The organism is Leucobacter sp. USHLN154 (assembly GCF_037145595.1).
Lineage (GTDB): Bacteria > Actinomycetota > Actinomycetes > Actinomycetales > Microbacteriaceae > Leucobacter > Leucobacter alluvii.
The window spans coordinates 223,296-239,434 of sequence record NZ_JBBCXF010000003.1 but is presented as its reverse complement, the minus strand read 5'-3'; the positions used below and the strand labels follow the sequence as shown (position 1 = coordinate 239,434).

The following is a 16,139-nucleotide window of genomic DNA, read 5'->3' as shown; positions in this document are numbered from 1 at the left end:
AACCGTGCAGCAAAAGCCTACTGACCGTTCATCGGCAATGTCAACGTTGCCGAGACGCAACACAACGTGCTATTCGCGGCCGATCCGTGCATCGAGCATGACGCTCGCGAGTCCGTGGGATGCCGACGCGGTTGCATGCCGCGCGTCGGCACCGCACGGACTCAGCGGTCGGTCTCTCGCTCCGTCTCTCGCTCGGCATCCTCGATCGCGGGAGCGACCCCGGGGGAGGAGCCGGGGGTGGGCTCCGCTTCAGGTGCGGCGATGGTGTCGATCGGCCCCGTCGTCGCGTCGACGTACCAGTCGGTGAGCGCGGGATCCTCGCTGTCGAAGCCCGCGCCGGCGCCTTGGTGGGCGGGCACGCTGTTCGTACCGAAGACGAAGTCATCGCCGAACTCGTCGATGCCGCGCCTCACGCCCTGCGCGATCGCAGCACGAGCATACGCGCGACGGATGATGTACGGATCGGTCCGCAGGTCCTTCGCCCAGGCGATCATGATCCCGATCACGATGAAAGCGAACGGCAGCGCTGACACCACCATCAGCGACTGGAGGCCGGCGAGCGTGTCTCGCCCACCCGCAAGGAGGAGAGCGACGGCGATGAGGCTGAGGAGGAGACCCCAGACGATCGTCACCCATTTCGCCGGCTCCGGCCGTCCCATCTGCGACATCGAGGCCATCACGATGGATGCCGAGTCGGCAGCCGTCACGAAGAAGACGAGCACAGCGATCATCGCGACCACGGAGGCGATCATGCCGAACGGCAGCTCGTTCAGCATGTCGAAGAGCACTGACTCGCCGGAGCCTCCGGTGTCGAGCTGAGCGCCCTGGAGCGTCTGGAAAATGGCCGTACCGCCGTAGATCACGAACCAGGTGATGACGATCGCCGAGGGCACGAGGACCACGGTCGTCACGAACTCTCGCAAGGTGCGGCCGCGGGAGATCTTCGCGATGAACATGCCGACGAAGGGCGTCCATGAGACCCACCAGGCCCAGTAGTACGTCGTCCAGGTCGACAGGAACTGCGTCGCATCCTCGCCCTGATTGGGGTTGCGCGCGAGCATGATCATCGCCTGCTGGAAGAACTCGATGATGGACGACGGCAGGAAGTTGAGCAGGTAGACCGTCGGTCCGACGATGAAGACGAAGAGGGCGAGCAGGCCGGTGAGGAACATATTAATGTTCGAGAGGCGCCGGATGCCCTTCTTGACTCCGGCGACCGCCGAAGCGATGAAGCAGGCCGTCAGGATCGCGATCGAACCCACGATGAAGGCGTTGCCCATGGGGCCGAGCCCGGTCACAATGCGGAAACCGCTCTCGATCTGCAGGGCGCCGATTCCGAGCGAAACCGCGGTGCCGAACAAGGTCACGATGATCGCGAAGATATCGATGATCCGGCCCAGAATGCGGTTGCTGCTTCCGGGGAACACCGGCTCGAAGAGGGCGGAGATAAGTGGCGCGCGGCCGCGACGGTACGCACTGTAGGCGATCGCGCCCCCGACCAGTGCGTAGAAGGACCACGCGATCGGACCCCAGTGGAGGATGGTCTGCGCGAGTGCCGGAAGAGCTGCGTCCCCGCTGCCGGGCTCGACCTCGAGACCCGGTGCCGGATCGAGGAAGTAGGTCAGGGGTTCGAGCGGGCCGTAGAAGAGCAGGCCGATCCCGAGCCCAGCTGCGAAGAGCATCGAGATCCACGACAGGGTCGAGAACTCCGGTTCCTCGTCATCCGAACCGAGGCGGATGCCGCCGGTGCGGCCGTAGCCAACGACGAGCATGAAGCAGACCACCGCGATGGCGAGGGAACCGAACAGCCAGCTGAAGTTCTCGGTGACCCAGGTGAGCGAGTTCCCGCCGACGACGGCGATGGTGTCCGGCGCGATGAAGGCCCAGACGATCACTGCGAGCGTGCAGGCGACGGCGACACCGAGGACCACCCAGTTCGTGGCGAAGCGGACTCCGGTCTGCTCGACCCCGATGCCCGGGATGAGGCCGGGGTGGGGGACCGGAGGCGGGGTGACCAGTGTGATCTTGCGCGTGCGCTTGCCTGGCTCGTGCCGGTCACTCATATGAAATATCGCTTTCGTCGGTAGGCGCGAGTTGCGCGCGTGCCGCTTCGATGAAGCGGCGGATCAGTTCTGGGTGCTTCTGGCCAGGGGAGCGCTCGACGCCGCTGGAGACGTCGACGCCGCCGGGTCGAGCGGTGGAGATCGCTGCTGCGACATTCTCGGGGGAGAGGCCGCCGGCCAGCAGCCAGTCCGGGCCGATACGGCGCGTGAGTTCGCTGTCGCTCCCGAGCGGAGAGAGATCCCACGTGTCGCCCGAACCAGGGATCGCGCCGTCGAGGAGGAGTCGTTCCTCATTCAGCTCCCCGGCGTACAACTGCGGAGCTTCGGTCAGCGACGTCGCGCGCCACACTCGGGGGAGCAGCGCCTGCGCGCTCGCCACGTCAGCCGCGGTAAACGACCCGTGCAGCTGCAAGACATCGAATCCGAGATCGAGTGCCAGCCGTGCCGCTTCCGCAGCGGGGATCGTGTTCACGACGAGCACGGTGTCGACGTCCGGCCGAGCGCTCCGCGCAGCGCTGATCACGGCCCGCGCGTCATCCGCCGATGCGTGGCGGGGGCTGCGCGGGCTCATGACGACGCCGATGGCATCGGCGCCGAGCTCGACTGCAAGCGCTGCGTGCGCGGGCTCGCGAAGCCCGCAGATCTTGACGTACATACCCATCCCTCGTTTCGGCGACTCTCCAGGGTACCCAATGGGCCGCGAGGTCGACATCACGGGGCGCCGGTCGCGGGAGTCGAGCGGATGAACACCGGGCTCGCCGAGACCACGCGTCGACGTATGTTCGTTACGCTCAAGGGGTGTCTTGGCGTGCGCAGAGCCGGTCTCGAGTGCTTGAGGTGTTCGCCGTGTTCTTGCGACTCGGGTGCACCTCGTTCGGCGGCCCGATCGCCCACCTCGGGTATTTTCGCGAGGAGTTCGTCGTACGTCGACGCTGGATGAGCGACGCGGAGTACGCGCAACTCGTCGCGCTGTGCCAGTTCCTCCCCGGCCCGGCGTCGAGCCAGGTCGGCTTCGGGCTCGGACTGCGTCGGGCGGGCCTCCCCGGTGCCATCGGGGCGTGGATCGCGTTCACTCTTCCGTCGGTGGCCGTCATGATCGCCCTCGCACTGGGCGCGGCTTCTCTGACGGGGCCAGTCGCCGACGGCGTGCTGCACGGTGTGCTCGCGGTCGCTGTCGCCGTCGTCGCGCACGCCGTGCACGGCATGGCACGATCCCTCGCGCCGGATCTGCCGCGCGCCGGGATCGCCGCGCTCGCAGGAATCGTCGCATTGCTCGTCGGTGGCGTCTGGGGGCAGCTCGCTGTACTGTGCGGTGGCGCCGCCGCCGGAGTCCTCCTGCTGAGGCGATCTGCGGAGCTCGAAACGGACGTGGGCGCGCAGGGGAGCGGGCGGGCCATGGGCGTCTCGCGACGGAGCGGAGCCGTCGCCTTGGCGATCGGTGGCGCACTCCTCGTCGCTCTCCCGATCATCGCGGGCGCGGTGCAGCACACCGCTCTGTCGGTCACCGACGCCGCGTACCGCGCCGGAGCGACCGTATTCGGGGGAGGCCACGTCGTGCTGGCGACCCTGCAAGCGGAGCCGGCGCTCGCTCGCGGAATCGATCAGGATCAGCTGCTCTTCGGATACGGCGCCGCGCAGGCCATGCCCGGACCTCTGTTCAGCATCGCCGCGTACGTCGGCGCGCTCGCTGACGGGGCGGGGAGTGTTTCAGAGCGCGTGGGCCTCGCAGTGCTTGCGATCGTGGCGATCTTCACCCCGGGGTTCTTGCTGCTCCTCGGCGTGCTGCCCTTCTGGGCGCGGCTCCAGCGAACCCCGAGAATCGCCGCGGCGGTGCGGGGGATCAACGCTGCCGTGGTCGGCGTGCTCGCTGCGGCCTTCATCGATCCCGTGCTGACTCACGGTGTGACGGACGTCGCTGCACTCGCACTGGCGCTCGCCGCGCTGGTCGCCCTGTACCTGCGCGTGCCGCCGTGGATCGTCGTCGTGACGGGCGCGGTCTGCGGCGCCGCGTCGACTCTGCTGTAGTGCCGTGGCAGTCTGCGCGGCGCGTTCAACGGGTATCAGACCGTTGGGGCTGGAACAGGGGAGAATCGGCGAGCTGCATGCCGAAGACAATGCGCATAATGCTGCTGTCGCTGAAGTCTTCAGCGATTCGCTGCATGCCGATCTTCTCGGCAACCCGCGCCGAAGCGCGATTGTCAGGGTGGACAATCGCGACGAGCTCGTTTGCGCTCAAGCGCGTTCGTGCGAAATCGCGGCACGATGTTGCGGCCTCAGTGGCGAGGCCGAGGCCGTGCCAATCCGGAATGAGGTGATACCCGACCTCGAGCATGCGCGTGCCGTTCACAGATTGCCAGGTCAGTCCACAGTCGCCGACAAACTCACCACTCGTCGTCTCAATGATCCAGAGGCCGTATCCGTGTGTGGCGTAGTTCTTCTGATTCCACTCAATCCACTCGGCAGCCTCGGCCCGTGTCTTCGGCGATGGATAGAACTCCATGACGTCCGGATCGCCGAGCATTGCCGCCATTGCGTCCAAATCTTCAGGCGACATCTCTCTGAAACGTAGACGATCGGTGTTAAGCGGAAGCATGGCGAACAGTTTAGTCAGCGTGGTGAGAAGGCTCTACGTAGCCCTGCCTGTCAGCCAAGCTGACATAATATAGATTATCATGCATGCTGGGCGGAGTGCGAGCGAGACCTGATCCACGCTGACGGCTGTGCGTTCGGCGCGAACATTACGCGCAACAATCGCATATGCGCCGTTGCGCGTTCAGTCCCTGGAAGCTGCCCGTCGAAAACCTGAGGCACGGAATCTCTGGCCTCGAATCGTCGCAGCATGTGTCGATTCTGGAACTCATCGTCGTCGATGAGCTCGGGCATTCCATTTCTGACATAACTCCGATCGAAACACGTGCCGATCCGCGCGCACGGTTCACGATCCGCGCTTCACACGCCTACGCCCGGCGTGAGCCGAGCAGCAGCATGGTGCGCGCAGCGAGGGCTGCCGCTCCGACGCCGCCGAACTCCCCCGCGCTGAGCATCAGGGCGGAATTCTCCGTCGCGACGGCTACGCCGACGAGCACGACGGCAGCGCCCACGGTCACCCACCCGGCGATTGCGAGACCGACCGATGCACTGCCGCCGAGTACGGTCTCACCGCGCGACGTCGGCGGTCGAATCAGCGACGCAGCGGCGAACGCGACGACAGCCAACGCGATTCCCCCGTACACGTCGCTCGGACGGTGCCATCCGTATGCGAGCAGCTGCCACCCGACAGCTGCGATCAGGGCAGCGCCTCCGAGCGCGACGAACGCGCGCACGCGGCTCGGCACCGCCCAGATGAGCGCCGCGGTGATAGCGGCGAAGACCGTCATATGGCCGCTCGGAAACGTGTTCGCCGCGTCGAGCTCGAAGAGCTCGGGGCGGGTCAGGAGCCGCAGCTTCAGCAGTTGAGCGGCGAGGATCGACAGCGCCGGGATGACGGTCACGACGAGCGCTCGTCTGAAGCCGTGCGACACCCAGGCGATCACGCCGACGACGACGAGTGCGATCGCGACCGTCGGAATCGACACGAGGTTGAGCGGCGGAGGCGGGGTGAACGTGAAATCTGCGGCGTCGAGCACGCTCTCCTCGGCGCGCTGCCCGACGACGTTGCGCACGCCGAGCACGTACGACGCGATGCCGACAGCAGCCCAGAATACGAGGAACCAGGTCGCGCGGAGCCGGCCGCCCGCGGCGACGCCGCTCACGCGCGGGCTCCGAGCGCCGAGACCGAGCCGGCCCCCGAGCGGGCATCCGCCGTGCGCACCGCCCAGAGCGCGAGCGCTGCCGCAGTCGATACGTTGAGCGAATCGACGCCGTGCTCCATCGGAATGACCACGGCGCGCGTCGAGGCGGCAAGCGCACGATGCGTCAGGCCGGCGCCCTCAGTGCCGAACATCAGTGCGAGACGCTCCGGAAGCTCGTCGACGTAGTCGGCGAGATCCTCAGCGTCGTCGCGCAGCGCGAACGCGGTGAGTTCGTACCCGGCGTCGCGGATCATCGGGCCGGCCTCCCGCCAATCGGGCAGCCGCGCCCACGGAACTTGCAGCACGGCGCCCATGCTCACGCGCACAGCGCGACGGTACAGCGGATCAGCGCATGCCGGTGTCAGCAGTACCGCGTCTGCTCCGAGCGCCGCGACGGAGCGGAAGATGGCTCCGACGTTGGTGTGGTCGGCGAGGTCTTCGAGTACGACGATGCGCCGAGAGTCCCTGAGCAGGGCTTCGGGGTCTCGGGGCTGAGGTCGGTGCATGGAGGCGAGAGCTCCGCGGTGCAGGTGGAACCCCGTGAGCGCCGCGAGCTGATCCGACTCCCCCACGTACACCTCCACATCGGGGAACGCTTCGAGCAGCGGTTCGACGCGCGGCAGCCACTCTTCGAGCAGCAGAACGGAGCGCGGGCGGTGCCCCGCTCGCAGTGCACGCTCGATCACCTTCGGCGACTCGGCGAGGTAGAGGCCTTCTTCCGGCTCCCGCACCCGGCGCAGCGCGACATCCGTGAGCTGGGTGTAGTCGGCGAGCTGCGGGATGTCGAGATCAGTGATTCGCGTCACCCTCACGCGCGGCCCCCTATGATGGCTTCTGCGGCGGTGCTGCGCGTCGAGGGAGACACGACCGTGAGCGGGGCGATGAAGTCTGCGACATACGCAGCCGCGTCGTGCACGGCCTCGTAGTGCACCAGATGGCCGGTGCCGGGAATGATGCGGAGTTGCGATCCGCGTACGCGTCGCTGAAGGTCGAGCTGCTTGGCGAGCGGGGTGATGTCATCCCGCTCCCCCGCGATCAGCAGCGTCGGCATCGTGAACGCGTCAGAGTACTCGACGACGGTGTGCGAGACCGAAGCGCGGAAGGCCTCGAGCAGCGTCGAGGCGTCGGCGAACGTGCTGAAATACTGCGCGTGCTGGCCGTGAATCCAAGCCCGAAGTTCAGGATCCCTCGTCTTCGCCATCACCTCGCTCATGATCCGAACGATGGCGGGATTGCCGAGGAGTGCTCGTGCACCGCGTTCGGGCAGGAGCTCCGCCGCCCGATAGTAGCCGATCGCGAGCTGCGTGAGAGCGGCCTGCGGCCCCGCGAGTGCTGGAGCCGAGATCGGATTGATGAGGATCAGTCGGAGCGGGTCCAGGCCTTGCGCGATTGCCCTTGCCACCACGAGCGAGCCGAACGAGTGGCCGAGCACGTTGAATCCGCTGGTCGCGGCCGCGGCTGCGAACGAGCGGAGCCACTCCCCGTACAGCGCGAGATCGTGCGTACGGCCGGGAATCGCTGGGCTCTCACCGAAACCCGGGAGGTCGGGAACGAGGATCCGCAATTCTGGGCGGAGCTCCACAATCCGGGCCGCGATGCCTTCGAGGCCGTGGTGATCGCCGCGAAAGCCGTGGACGAGGATCAGCGTCTCCCCCGTCTCGTCACCGTACTCCCAGGCTCGGGTGTCGACACCGAGGGCGGGAACGTGCAGAGAACGAGGGGCGAAAGTCACGGGACAGATTCTACCGAGACCCCCTGACAGCCTCCTGCCGCTGGCGGCAGGCGGTCAGGGGGTCGGGCCGAAGACAAACGACGCGCCCGGCAGTCGATACCATCGACGGAGACGAAAGGACTTCCGTGACCGAAACGCTCCCGCTGTGGGCCGCAGACCTGGCCGTGTTCGATACCGAGACGACGGGCATCGACACCGCGCACGCCCGCATCGTGAGCGCTTCGATCGCCCTCCTCGGTGCGGGCGGCGAAGTGTCGGAACGATACGACTGGCTGCTCGACCCAGGCATCGAGATTCCCGCCGCAGCGGTGCAGGTCCACGGCATTAGCAACGAGATCGCCCGTACCAGCGGCATCGAGGCCGCAGTGGGAGTGCGCCAGATCGTCGATCAGCTGCTCGAAATGATCGAGCGCGGGTTTCCCGTCGTCGCGTACAACGCGCCCTACGACCTCACGCTGCTCGCGGCTGAGGCGGCTCGGCATGGTGTGCCATGGCCGGCGGAGATCTCCCCGGTGATCGATCCGCTCATCCTCGACAAACAGCTCGATCGCTACCGCAAGGGCAAGCGCACGCTCGAAGCAGTGGCGGCGCATCACGGAGTCGACATCGGCAATGCGCACGATGCCGGTGATGATGCGATCGCTGCGGGGCGAGTGCTCCAGAAGATTGCGGCGAAGTATGCGGACGTGGTTCCGGCGGAGCTCGACGAGCTTCATCGGCTGCAGATCGAGTGGGCTGCTGCTCAGGCGGCGAGTTTTCAGGACTACATGCGGAGGGTGCGCGATGCATCATTCGTCGCCGACGGGCGCTGGCCGATCCGCTGACGCGCCGCGGAAGCGAGAAAGGGCCGGGCGATCCGCAGAGGATCGCCCGGCCCTTTCCAGTGCCGCAGTCGCGACTTAGGCGCCGAAGCCCTTGAAGCGCTGGTTGAACTTCTCGACGCGACCGGCCGAGTCCATGATGCGCTGCTTGCCCGTGTAGAACGGGTGCGATGCGCTCGAGATCTCGACATCGAGGACGGGGTAGATCTCGCCGTCGAGCTCGATGGTCTTCTCGCTGGTGAGCGTCGAACGGGTGAGGAACGTCTCCCCCGACGCGAGGTCGCGGAAGACGATTGCGTTGTACTCGGGGTGGGTATCGGTCTTCATGAGAGTTCCTTCGTGTTTGCCTGGGAGAGAGCGTGTAACAGCACGCCCGGAGGTCTTGGGATCGGCGAATTTCGTCGCACCAAAGTGATACTTTAGCAGACCGAGAGGCGTATGAGTGAGATCAGGGCTTCGGGCGTGCCACAGCGGAATACCGGCCATCCGTGGACGACAGTTCGAACGGCATGTCGAAGGTCGCTTCCAGGGACTCGGCGGTGAGCGTGTCCGCAATCGGGCCGGCGGCCTGGATCTTGCCGTCGCGCAGCATGAGGACGTGGGTGAAGCCGGGTGGGATCTCCTCGACATGGTGGGTCACCATGATCATGGCCGGCGACGAAGGGGACGCTGCGAAGCCGGAGAGCATCTGCAGCAACCGCTCGCGAGCTCCGAGATCGAGGTTGGCGCTCGGCTCGTCGAGCAGCAGCAACTCGGGATCGGTCATGACCGCGCGGGCGATGAGGGCGCGCTTTCGCTCACCGTCGCTCAGCGTGCCGAAGGTGTGGTCAGCGTACGCTCCGAGGTCCCACTCCGCGAGAATGCGCTCGGCTTGACGCACGTCGATGCTGTCGTAGTGCTCATTCCACCGGCCCTCGACCGAATAGGCGGCGGTCAGCACGACGTCGCGCACGAGTTCGTTCGCCGGGATGCGCCTGGCCGACGCCGAAGACACGAATCCGATGCGGTTGCGGAGCTCGAAGATGTCGACCTTGCCCAGTCGCTCGTCGAGCACCTCGACGGTGCCGCGAGTCGCGTAGTCGTTGGCCGTCGCGAGCTTCATGAGCGTCGTCTTCCCTGCGCCGTTCGGCCCGAGGATCACCCACCGCTCCGAATCCTCGACCGACCAGGTGACCCCGTCGAGGATCGGCCGGCGGTCGCGCACATAGGAGACATCGGTGAGGCGGAGCACATTGACCATAGCGCTCAGCCTATCCTGGGAATCATGACTTCTCCCGGCACCACACGCCCCCTCGTCGTGCTCGATTGCGACTCCACCACCATCCAGGACGAGGTGATCGAGTTGCTCGCCGAGGCGGCGGGGAGCCTCGACGAGGTGGCAGCGGTCACCGAGCGCGCCATGCGAGGGGAGCTCGATTTCGCGGAGAGCCTGCGAGATCGCGTCGCGACACTCGCCGGGACCCCCGAGTCGGTCTTCGCCGAAGCCTACGAGCGTGTGCGGCCGACCTCGGGCATCCGCGAACTCATCGCCGCAGTGCATGCCCGAGGCGGAAAGGTCGGCGTCGTGTCGGGTGGATTCCACGAGGTGCTCGATCCGCTCGCGGCGGATCTCGGCATCGATCTCTGGCGCGCCAATCGGCTCGACCTGGTGAACGGAATCCTCTCGGGGAGCACCGTTGGGCCGATCATCGACGCATCGGCGAAGGCGGCGGCGCTGATCGAGTGGGCGGCGGCCGAAGAGATCCCGCTCTCCGCCACCATCGCTATCGGAGACGGTGCCAACGATCTTGAGATGATGGCGATCGCCGGCATCGGCGTGGCCTTCAACGGCAAGCCGATCGTGCGCGAGCGCGCCGACATCTCGATCGAAGACGATCTTGCGCTCGCCATCCCGCTGCTCGAACGGCTCGCCTGAGTCGTCTCGCCTGAGCACTCAGAAGTTGTTGAGCGCTTCCGTATCCGCTGGGATGACTCCGTCGGCCAGCAGCGACTCGCCGAGCCGCTTGAGCGCGGTCAGGGCGACGTTCTGCGGCATGGGTCCGTACGAGACACGAGCGACGCCGAGCGCTTCGTACTCGGCGGCGGTGAGGGCGCCGGGAAGGCCGATGACGCTGATCTTGCGCTCGCCGATGCCGTCGACGAGTGCCCGAGTGTCGTCGGCATCGAGCACGCCAGGCACGAACACGCACGTGGCGCCGGCGTCGAGATAGGCGCGTCCCCGCTCGATCGCGTCGGCGATCGCGATCTCGCGCGGGCGGTCGCCGCCCTTGACGAGCGCGTCGGTGCGCGCGTTCAGCACGAAGGAGACCTCTTCGCGCTCCCCCGCCGCCATCGCCGCACGCATCACGGCGACCGACTCGTCGAGCGGTCGCATCTGATCCTCGATGTTCGCGCCCGAGGCCCCGGCCCCGATCGCCCGTCGCACCGTCTCGCCTGCATCGCCGAACCCTCCGTCGAGGTCGGCGGACACGGGCAGATCCGTGGCGGAAGCGATTCGCGCGATCGCCGCGATCATGGTGTCCAGCGGAATCTGCTCACCGTCGGCGTACCCGTGGCTCGCCGCGATGCCGTGACCCGCCGTGGCGATCGCACGAGTCCCCGGCAGCTGCGAGACGACGCGGGCGCTGACGGCGTCCCACACGTTCACGACGCGGAGAGCGGTCGGCGCCGCATACAGGTCGGCGAGGGTCTGGGCGTCGACCGCGACGCGGGTCAGGGAGCGGGGCTGGTGTGATGAACTCATGGGCACAGGCTACTGGTCGTGGCGCGACGGGCGAAAGGGCGCTCCCGCACCCGATCGGACTCCGTCAGTGCCCCATGCCCAGGCCGCCGTCGACGGGGATCACCGCGCCCGAGATGTATGCGGCGTCGTCCCCGGCGAGGAACGATGCCGCTCCGGCGATTTCGGCGACCTGACCGAAGCGTCCGGCCGGAATCGAGCCGAGGTACTGCTGCTGCTGGGCCTCCGGGAGAGCAGCCGTCATATCGGTCTCGACGAAGCCGGGCGCGATCACATTGGCGGTGATGCCGCGCGATCCGAGCTCTCGAGTGAGCGAGCGAGCGAATCCGACGAGTCCGGCTTTCGACGACGAGTAGTTGATCTGTCCCGGTCCCCCGTACAGCCCCACGACGCTCGAGATCAGAATCACGCGTCCGAATCGACCCTTCAGCAGGCCCTTCGCGGCGCGTTTCACCACGCGGAACGTGCCGGTGAGGTTCGTGTCGATGACGCTGGTGAACTCCTCTTCTGTCATCCTCAGGAGCAGGGTGTCCTTCGTGATGCCGGCGTTTGCGACGATCACCTCGACAGGCCCGAGTTGCGCTTCGACCTCGGTGAACGCGGCGTCGATCGAAGCCGCGTCGGTCATCTCCGCGCGTACCGTCAGCGATCCTTCCGGGCCCTCGCCCGACCGCGAGGTCACAGCGACGCGATGACCGTCCGCGAGCATGCGTTCTGCGATGGCGTAACCGATACCGCGGTTTCCGCCGGTGACGAGTACGGTGCGCGAGGTGGGCATGGGATTCCTTCCGTCTGAATAACTGCCGACCAGCCTACCCATCCGAGGGCGCTGGAAGCCGGGGAAGACGGCGATCCCGGGCGCGGATTCAGGTGAACGGCGTAGGCTTGGCGGGTACGGAGAAGGGGCGCATGGCGAAGAGTTACGACGTGACGTCGGCTGGGGTGAACCCCGCCGAGGATCGCGCGCACCGCATGCGCATGTACTTCATCGCGATGACCCTGCGAGTCGCCTGCGTCGTATCGCTGTTCTGGGTGAGGGACTGGTGGGTGCTGCTGTCTGCAGCTGGGGCGATCTTCCTGCCCTGGTTCGCGGTGCTCGTCGGCAACGCGGTCGCGCACGGAGGCGAGCAGGTGCCGGACGCGCCCGAGCCATTGCAGATCGAGGCATCGGAAGCCGAACCCATCGAAGCGACGGACGTCGCCCACGAGGTCATCGTGGTCGATGTCGACCCGGAGCGACGCGGTTCCCACCCCCGTCCGCAGACTCCTGGAGCAGAGCTGTGAACGGTGTGGTCGCGCCGTCGTTGAATCTTGGCGGCGTTCCGGAGCGTCGCTTCGAATGCTCGCGAGCCGGTTGTCGAGAGGATGCCCCGTGGGCCATCCTCTGGCGCAACCCGAAGATCCACGGCCCCGAGCGCCGCAAGACCTGGCTGGCCTGCGATGAGCATCGCGCGACGCTGTACGATTTTCTCGAGGCCAGAAGCTTCCCGCTCGAGGTGCGCACGGTGGGAGAGCTCGATGACTGAACACGGAACGCTCGACCGCGACATGCCCGCGCCGTCCGCTGAGAACGCTGGGCAGCACCAGCGCGACCGCGTCGGCTGGGGGTTTCTGCGATCCGGCCGCTGGGCGGGGTACGCCGCGATGCTGCTGATCTTCTCGATCGCCTGCGTGCTCCTCGGCAACTGGCAGTTCGAGCGCCGCGCAGAGGCCCGTGCTGAGATCGACCGCATCGACAACAACTACGACGCGCCGCCGGCAGTGCTCGCCGACGAACTGCCGGAGCTGTCGGAGTTCGACGAGGATCGCCAGAAGTGGCGCACGGTGCTGGTCGAGGGCGAGTACACCGGAGACCCGTTCCTCGCACGAAACCGGCCCGGGCCCGGCGGAGTCGGCTCGGACCTGATCCAGGCATTGCGCACCGCAGAAGGATCCACGTTCTTCGTCGATCGCGGATGGGTGCCCGTCGACGGTGCGTCGGCGGAGGACATCGATCCAGAAGCCTTGCCGTCGCCCCCGGAGGGGCCGGTGACGGTAGAGGCGCGATTGCGCGCCTCGGAGCCCGAGATTCCGGGCCGCACGACGTCTGGTCGAGCGGTCGCGAGCATTGAGTTGCCGGAGATCGCCGCGCTGGCGGGAGTCTCAGATTCTGCGTACACGGGCGCCTACGGGATGCTCGTCAGCGAGTCCCCGGATGCTGAGCACGGGGTGCTTCCCGCGAAGCCCGCACGCGACGAGGGGCCGCACCTCTCGTATGCCGTGCAGTGGTACATCTTCATCGCCATCGCGGCGATCGGCGTGACGTACGCAGCCAGGCGAGAGTACCGCACCCTCAATATCGGCAGCGACGAAGTGCTCGAGTACGACCGGAGGACGGCGGAGCGAAAGCGCCGACGTGGACCGAGCGACTCCGACATCGAGGATGCATTGCTCGATGGGTGAGTCACATGTGCGAGGGATGCTGCGTCGGCTGTCCCTGCCGGGCTCGATCGTGCTCCTGGGCGCAGCGCTGGCGATGAGCGGGTGCGCCGCGCCGGTCGATCCGGCGGCGACGCGAGAATCGCTCTCCGACGTGACGGAGGATCCGGCACCGCCTGAGGCGGCTGAGCTCTACGACGCCGAACTGCACCCGGAGCCGGTTGTGGATCCCGTCGATTGCGATCCCTATCTGGTGATCACCGCCCGCGGCACGGGTGAGCCGAGCCAGGGCCAGCTGCTCTCACCTGTGGCGCGAACCATTTCACAGGCACGACCCGGCGATGTGGGAGTGCTCGACCTCGACTACCCGGCCGACACGGATGTGAAAGAGGGCGGCACCCTGGGGGTGCGCACTCTCATCGACGTGCTGAACGTGCAAGCCGACGCCTGCCCCGCACAGAGATTCGTGCTGCTCGGCTACTCTCAGGGCGCTCTCGTCGTCGGCGACGGGCTCGCCGAGCCGGAGGCCCGGATGGTCGGAGCCACCGTCGGTACCGTCGCCGAGGAAGCGCTCGAACGTGTGCTCGCGGTCGTCTTCTACGGTGATCCGCGCTTCGTGGGCGCCGAGGAGTACAACGTCGGGAGCTTCGACCCGGAGACCGACGGGCTGCTCCCCCGACCTGAAGGCGCGCTCGACGCCGTCGAAGAACGCGTGCGCGATTACTGCGTGGCGGGAGATTTCATCTGCCAGAGCAGCCTCGACTTCGACGAGGAGCCGCACGTCGAGTACTACTCCAACGGGATGCAGGGCGATGGCGCCGCGTTCGTGATCACGCGACTCGACGACGCCGGTGCCGAGTTCCGCGAGGATGGCGGGGAGCGAACGCCGCCGTCGACGCCCACTCCCCGCCCGCGTTCCTAAGCGAGCTCGATGAGCTCGAGGTACTCCTTCGACCAGTGATCTTCGGTCGCGTCCGGCATGATGAGGACGCGCTCGGGGTTCAGCGCTTCGACGGCTCCCGGATCGTGCGAGACGAGCACGACGGCTCCCGAGAAGTGCGCGAGCGCGTCGAGCACCTCTTCGCGGCTCGCCGGGTCGAGGTTGTTCGTCGGCTCGTCGAGCAGCAGCACATTCGCACTCGACACCACGAGCATGGCGAGGGCGAGGCGGGTCTTCTCTCCGCCTGAGAGCACCCCGGCGGGTTTGTGCACGTCATCCCCGGTGAAGAGGAACGACCCGAGCACACGACGTGCTTCCGTCTCCGTGAGGTGCTGCGACACGGAGACCATGTTCTGCAGCACGCTCGCCTTGACGTCGAGGGTCTCGTGCTCCTGGGCGTAGTAGCCGACCTTGAGCCCGTGACCGGCGATGAGCTCACCGGTATCGGGCTCATCGACGCCCGCGAGCAGGCGCAGCAGTGTGGTCTTGCCCGCACCGTTGAGGCCCAGAATGACGACCTTCGATCCGCGATCGATCGCCAGGTCCACGCCCGCGAAGATCTCCAGAGAACCGTACGACTTCGAGAGCCCTTCGGCCATGAGCGGCGTCTTGCCGCACGGCGACGGATCGGGGAAGCGCAGTTTCGCGACCCGCTCGACTTGACGCTCGTCTTCGAGACCCGCGAGCATCTTGTCGGCGCGCGCGACCATCTGGTGCGCGGCAGCGGCCTTCGACGCCTTCGCCCCGAAGCGCGCGGCCTGATCTTTCAGTACCGAGGCCTTCTTCTCGATGTTGCTGCGCTCCTTGCGGCGACGCTCCTCGTCGGCGGCGCGCTGGCGCAGGTACAGCTTCCAGTTCATGTTGTAGATGTCGATGACCTGACGGTTGCCGTCGAGGTAGAAGACGCGGTTGACGGTCTCGCCCACGAGGTCGATGTCGTGGCTGATGACGATCACGCCGGCCTTCGAGTGCTTCAAGAACTCGCGCAGCCACACGATCGAGTCGGCGTCGAGGTGGTTCGTCGGCTCATCGAGAATCATCGTGTCGGCGTCGGAGAACAGGATGCGGGCGAGTTCGATGCGACGGCGCTGACCGCCCGAGAGCGTTTTCAGCGGCTGATCGAGAATGCGGTCGGGCAGACCGAGGTTGTTCGAGATCGACGCCGCCTCCGACTCGGCGGCGTACCCGCCGAGCGCCTGGAAGCGGTCTGTGAGATTGCCGAATCGCTTCATGGCTTTCTCTGCGACCGCCGGGTCGCTCGAGCCCATGTCCTCCGTCGCTTTCGCGATGTTCTGCTGCAGCGTGCCGAGCCCGCGCGCGTCGAGGATGCGGTGACGCGCGATCTGCTCGGGATCGCCGGTGCGCGGATCCTGCGGAAGGAAACCGAGTTCGCCGGTGACCTTGATCGCGCCTTCCGCGGGAGGCAGCTCCCCCGACAACGTGCGGGTGAGCGTGGTCTTGCCGGCGCCGTTGCGACCGACGAGGCCGATCTTGTCGCCGGGGTTCACGCGGAACGTGACCCCCGACATGAGGCGACGGGCGCCGACGTCGATGGCGAGGTCTTCGACGGAAATCATGGTGTGAGGCTCCTAGATCGTGCCGGCTCAGCGCATCACGGGGAGACGTTCTCGCGC

18 protein-coding genes are annotated in these 16,139 nt (G+C 66.9%); 7 read left to right on the top strand and 11 right to left on the bottom strand.

Annotation, left to right across the window (positions count from 1 at the left end; translation table 11 throughout):
- Positions 1 to 161 precede the first annotated feature (161 nt).
- The gene (locus WFH23_RS07235) at positions 162 to 2,063 is read right to left on the bottom strand and encodes a BCCT family transporter (protein WP_336662064.1); all 1,902 of its coding nucleotides are present in this window, start codon (positions 2,061 to 2,063) and stop codon (positions 162 to 164) included.
- Entirely contained in the window at positions 2,056 to 2,718 is a 663-nt protein-coding gene (locus WFH23_RS07230; RefSeq protein WP_336662063.1) for a phosphoribosylanthranilate isomerase, read from the bottom strand. The genes WFH23_RS07235 and WFH23_RS07230 overlap by 8 nt, the downstream gene beginning before the upstream one ends.
- Positions 2,719 to 2,861: 143 nt before the next feature.
- Here WFH23_RS07230 and chrA point away from each other — a divergent pair, with 143 nt between their 5' ends.
- On the top strand, positions 2,862 to 4,088 hold the full coding sequence (chrA, locus tag WFH23_RS07225) for a chromate efflux transporter (protein WP_336662062.1): 1,227 nt from the start codon (positions 2,862 to 2,864) through the stop codon (positions 4,086 to 4,088).
- 25 nt (positions 4,089 to 4,113) lie between these two features.
- Here the strand turns inward: chrA and WFH23_RS07220 are convergent, their stop codons facing one another.
- The 4 genes from WFH23_RS07220 to WFH23_RS07205 all read right to left on the bottom strand — a co-directional run bounded on the left by WFH23_RS07220 (position 4,114) and on the right by WFH23_RS07205 (position 7,586).
- Positions 4,114 to 4,656, bottom strand: coding sequence for a GNAT family N-acetyltransferase (locus tag WFH23_RS07220; protein WP_336662061.1), 543 nt, complete (start codon positions 4,654 to 4,656; stop codon positions 4,114 to 4,116).
- Positions 4,657 to 5,020: 364 nt separating this feature from the next.
- Positions 5,021 to 5,815 carry a phosphatase PAP2 family protein gene (locus tag WFH23_RS07215; protein ID WP_200328799.1) on the bottom strand — a complete coding sequence of 265 codons (795 nt, stop codon included), beginning with the start codon at positions 5,813 to 5,815 and terminating at the stop codon, positions 5,021 to 5,023.
- The gene (locus WFH23_RS07210; protein ID WP_090149028.1) at positions 5,812 to 6,666 is read right to left on the bottom strand and encodes a TrmH family RNA methyltransferase; all 855 of its coding nucleotides are present in this window, start codon (positions 6,664 to 6,666) and stop codon (positions 5,812 to 5,814) included. Before WFH23_RS07210 ends, WFH23_RS07215 begins: the two co-directional genes overlap by 4 nt.
- Positions 6,663 to 7,586 carry an alpha/beta fold hydrolase gene (locus tag WFH23_RS07205; RefSeq protein WP_336662060.1) on the bottom strand — a complete coding sequence of 308 codons (924 nt, stop codon included), beginning with the start codon at positions 7,584 to 7,586 and terminating at the stop codon, positions 6,663 to 6,665. The genes WFH23_RS07210 and WFH23_RS07205 overlap by 4 nt, the downstream gene beginning before the upstream one ends.
- A 125-nt stretch (positions 7,587 to 7,711) precedes the next feature.
- On the opposite strand from WFH23_RS07205, the gene WFH23_RS07200 reads away from it, so the two are divergent.
- Positions 7,712 to 8,410: an exonuclease domain-containing protein gene (locus tag WFH23_RS07200; RefSeq protein WP_090149022.1), complete on the top strand. Its 699-nt coding sequence runs from the start codon at positions 7,712 to 7,714 to the stop codon at positions 8,408 to 8,410.
- Between the two features lie 75 nt (positions 8,411 to 8,485).
- On the opposite strand, the gene WFH23_RS07195 is transcribed toward WFH23_RS07200, so the two are convergent.
- Positions 8,486 to 8,734, bottom strand: coding sequence for a type B 50S ribosomal protein L31 (locus tag WFH23_RS07195; protein ID WP_336662059.1), 249 nt, complete (start codon positions 8,732 to 8,734; stop codon positions 8,486 to 8,488).
- 121 nt (positions 8,735 to 8,855) lie between these two features.
- On the bottom strand, positions 8,856 to 9,647 hold the full coding sequence (locus tag WFH23_RS07190) for an ABC transporter ATP-binding protein (protein WP_090149017.1): 792 nt from the start codon (positions 9,645 to 9,647) through the stop codon (positions 8,856 to 8,858).
- Positions 9,648 to 9,671: 24 nt separating this feature from the next.
- On the opposite strand from WFH23_RS07190, the gene serB reads away from it, so the two are divergent.
- Complete coding sequence (gene serB, locus WFH23_RS07185) at positions 9,672 to 10,322, top strand: phosphoserine phosphatase SerB (RefSeq protein ID WP_336662058.1); 651 nt, start codon at positions 9,672 to 9,674, stop codon at positions 10,320 to 10,322.
- A gap of 18 nt (positions 10,323 to 10,340) precedes the next feature.
- Here the strand turns inward: serB and WFH23_RS07180 are convergent, their stop codons facing one another.
- Together WFH23_RS07180 and fabG are read right to left on the bottom strand one after the other, a co-directional pair.
- A complete protein-coding gene (locus tag WFH23_RS07180) occupies positions 10,341 to 11,150 on the bottom strand; it encodes an isocitrate lyase/PEP mutase family protein (protein ID WP_336662057.1) in 810 nt (269 codons plus the stop codon).
- Positions 11,151 to 11,214: 64 nt separating this feature from the next.
- Positions 11,215 to 11,925 carry a 3-oxoacyl-ACP reductase FabG gene (gene fabG, locus WFH23_RS07175; protein ID WP_090149010.1) on the bottom strand — a complete coding sequence of 237 codons (711 nt, stop codon included), beginning with the start codon at positions 11,923 to 11,925 and terminating at the stop codon, positions 11,215 to 11,217.
- Between the two features lie 131 nt (positions 11,926 to 12,056).
- Here fabG and WFH23_RS07170 point away from each other — a divergent pair, with 131 nt between their 5' ends.
- The 4 genes from WFH23_RS07170 to WFH23_RS07155 are packed head-to-tail and all read left to right on the top strand — an operon-like array spanning position 12,057 to position 14,487.
- Positions 12,057 to 12,431 carry a DUF3099 domain-containing protein gene (locus WFH23_RS07170; protein ID WP_211648435.1) on the top strand — a complete coding sequence of 125 codons (375 nt, stop codon included), beginning with the start codon at positions 12,057 to 12,059 and terminating at the stop codon, positions 12,429 to 12,431.
- On the top strand, positions 12,428 to 12,673 hold the full coding sequence (locus WFH23_RS07165) for a hypothetical protein (RefSeq protein WP_336662056.1): 246 nt from the start codon (positions 12,428 to 12,430) through the stop codon (positions 12,671 to 12,673). The genes WFH23_RS07170 and WFH23_RS07165 overlap by 4 nt, the downstream gene beginning before the upstream one ends.
- Positions 12,666 to 13,589, top strand: coding sequence for an SURF1 family cytochrome oxidase biogenesis protein (locus tag WFH23_RS07160; protein WP_336662055.1), 924 nt, complete (start codon positions 12,666 to 12,668; stop codon positions 13,587 to 13,589). The genes WFH23_RS07165 and WFH23_RS07160 overlap by 8 nt, the downstream gene beginning before the upstream one ends.
- Positions 13,582 to 14,487, top strand: coding sequence for a cutinase family protein (locus WFH23_RS07155; protein WP_336662054.1), 906 nt, complete (start codon positions 13,582 to 13,584; stop codon positions 14,485 to 14,487). Before WFH23_RS07160 ends, WFH23_RS07155 begins: the two co-directional genes overlap by 8 nt.
- Here WFH23_RS07155 and WFH23_RS07150 read toward each other — a convergent pair.
- Positions 14,484 to 16,082 carry an ABC-F family ATP-binding cassette domain-containing protein gene (locus WFH23_RS07150; protein WP_090148997.1) on the bottom strand — a complete coding sequence of 533 codons (1,599 nt, stop codon included), beginning with the start codon at positions 16,080 to 16,082 and terminating at the stop codon, positions 14,484 to 14,486. The two genes, WFH23_RS07155 and WFH23_RS07150, sit on opposite strands and share 4 nt — an antisense overlap.
- Between the last annotated feature and the right edge of the window lie 57 nt (positions 16,083 to 16,139).

Coding starts and splice junctions, on each gene's coding strand:
- WFH23_RS07235 (WP_336662064.1), bottom strand. CDS start 2,063: ATGAGTGACCGGCACGAGCCAGGCAAGCGCACGCGCAAGATCACACTG.
- WFH23_RS07230 (WP_336662063.1), bottom strand. CDS start 2,718: ATGTACGTCAAGATCTGCGGGCTTCGCGAGCCCGCGCACGCAGCGCTT.
- WFH23_RS07220 (WP_336662061.1), bottom strand. CDS start 4,656: ATGCTTCCGCTTAACACCGATCGTCTACGTTTCAGAGAGATGTCGCCT.
- WFH23_RS07195 (WP_336662059.1), bottom strand. CDS start 8,734: ATGAAGACCGATACCCACCCCGAGTACAACGCAATCGTCTTCCGCGAC.
- WFH23_RS07190 (WP_090149017.1), bottom strand. CDS start 9,647: ATGGTCAATGTGCTCCGCCTCACCGATGTCTCCTATGTGCGCGACCGC.
- serB (WP_336662058.1), top strand. CDS start 9,672: ATGACTTCTCCCGGCACCACACGCCCCCTCGTCGTGCTCGATTGCGAC.
- WFH23_RS07180 (WP_336662057.1), bottom strand. CDS start 11,150: ATGAGTTCATCACACCAGCCCCGCTCCCTGACCCGCGTCGCGGTCGAC.
- fabG (WP_090149010.1), bottom strand. CDS start 11,925: ATGCCCACCTCGCGCACCGTACTCGTCACCGGCGGAAACCGCGGTATC.
- WFH23_RS07170 (WP_211648435.1), top strand. CDS start 12,057: ATGGCGAAGAGTTACGACGTGACGTCGGCTGGGGTGAACCCCGCCGAG.
- WFH23_RS07160 (WP_336662055.1), top strand. CDS start 12,666: ATGACTGAACACGGAACGCTCGACCGCGACATGCCCGCGCCGTCCGCT.
- WFH23_RS07155 (WP_336662054.1), top strand. CDS start 13,582: ATGGGTGAGTCACATGTGCGAGGGATGCTGCGTCGGCTGTCCCTGCCG.
- WFH23_RS07150 (WP_090148997.1), bottom strand. CDS start 16,082: ATGATTTCCGTCGAAGACCTCGCCATCGACGTCGGCGCCCGTCGCCTC.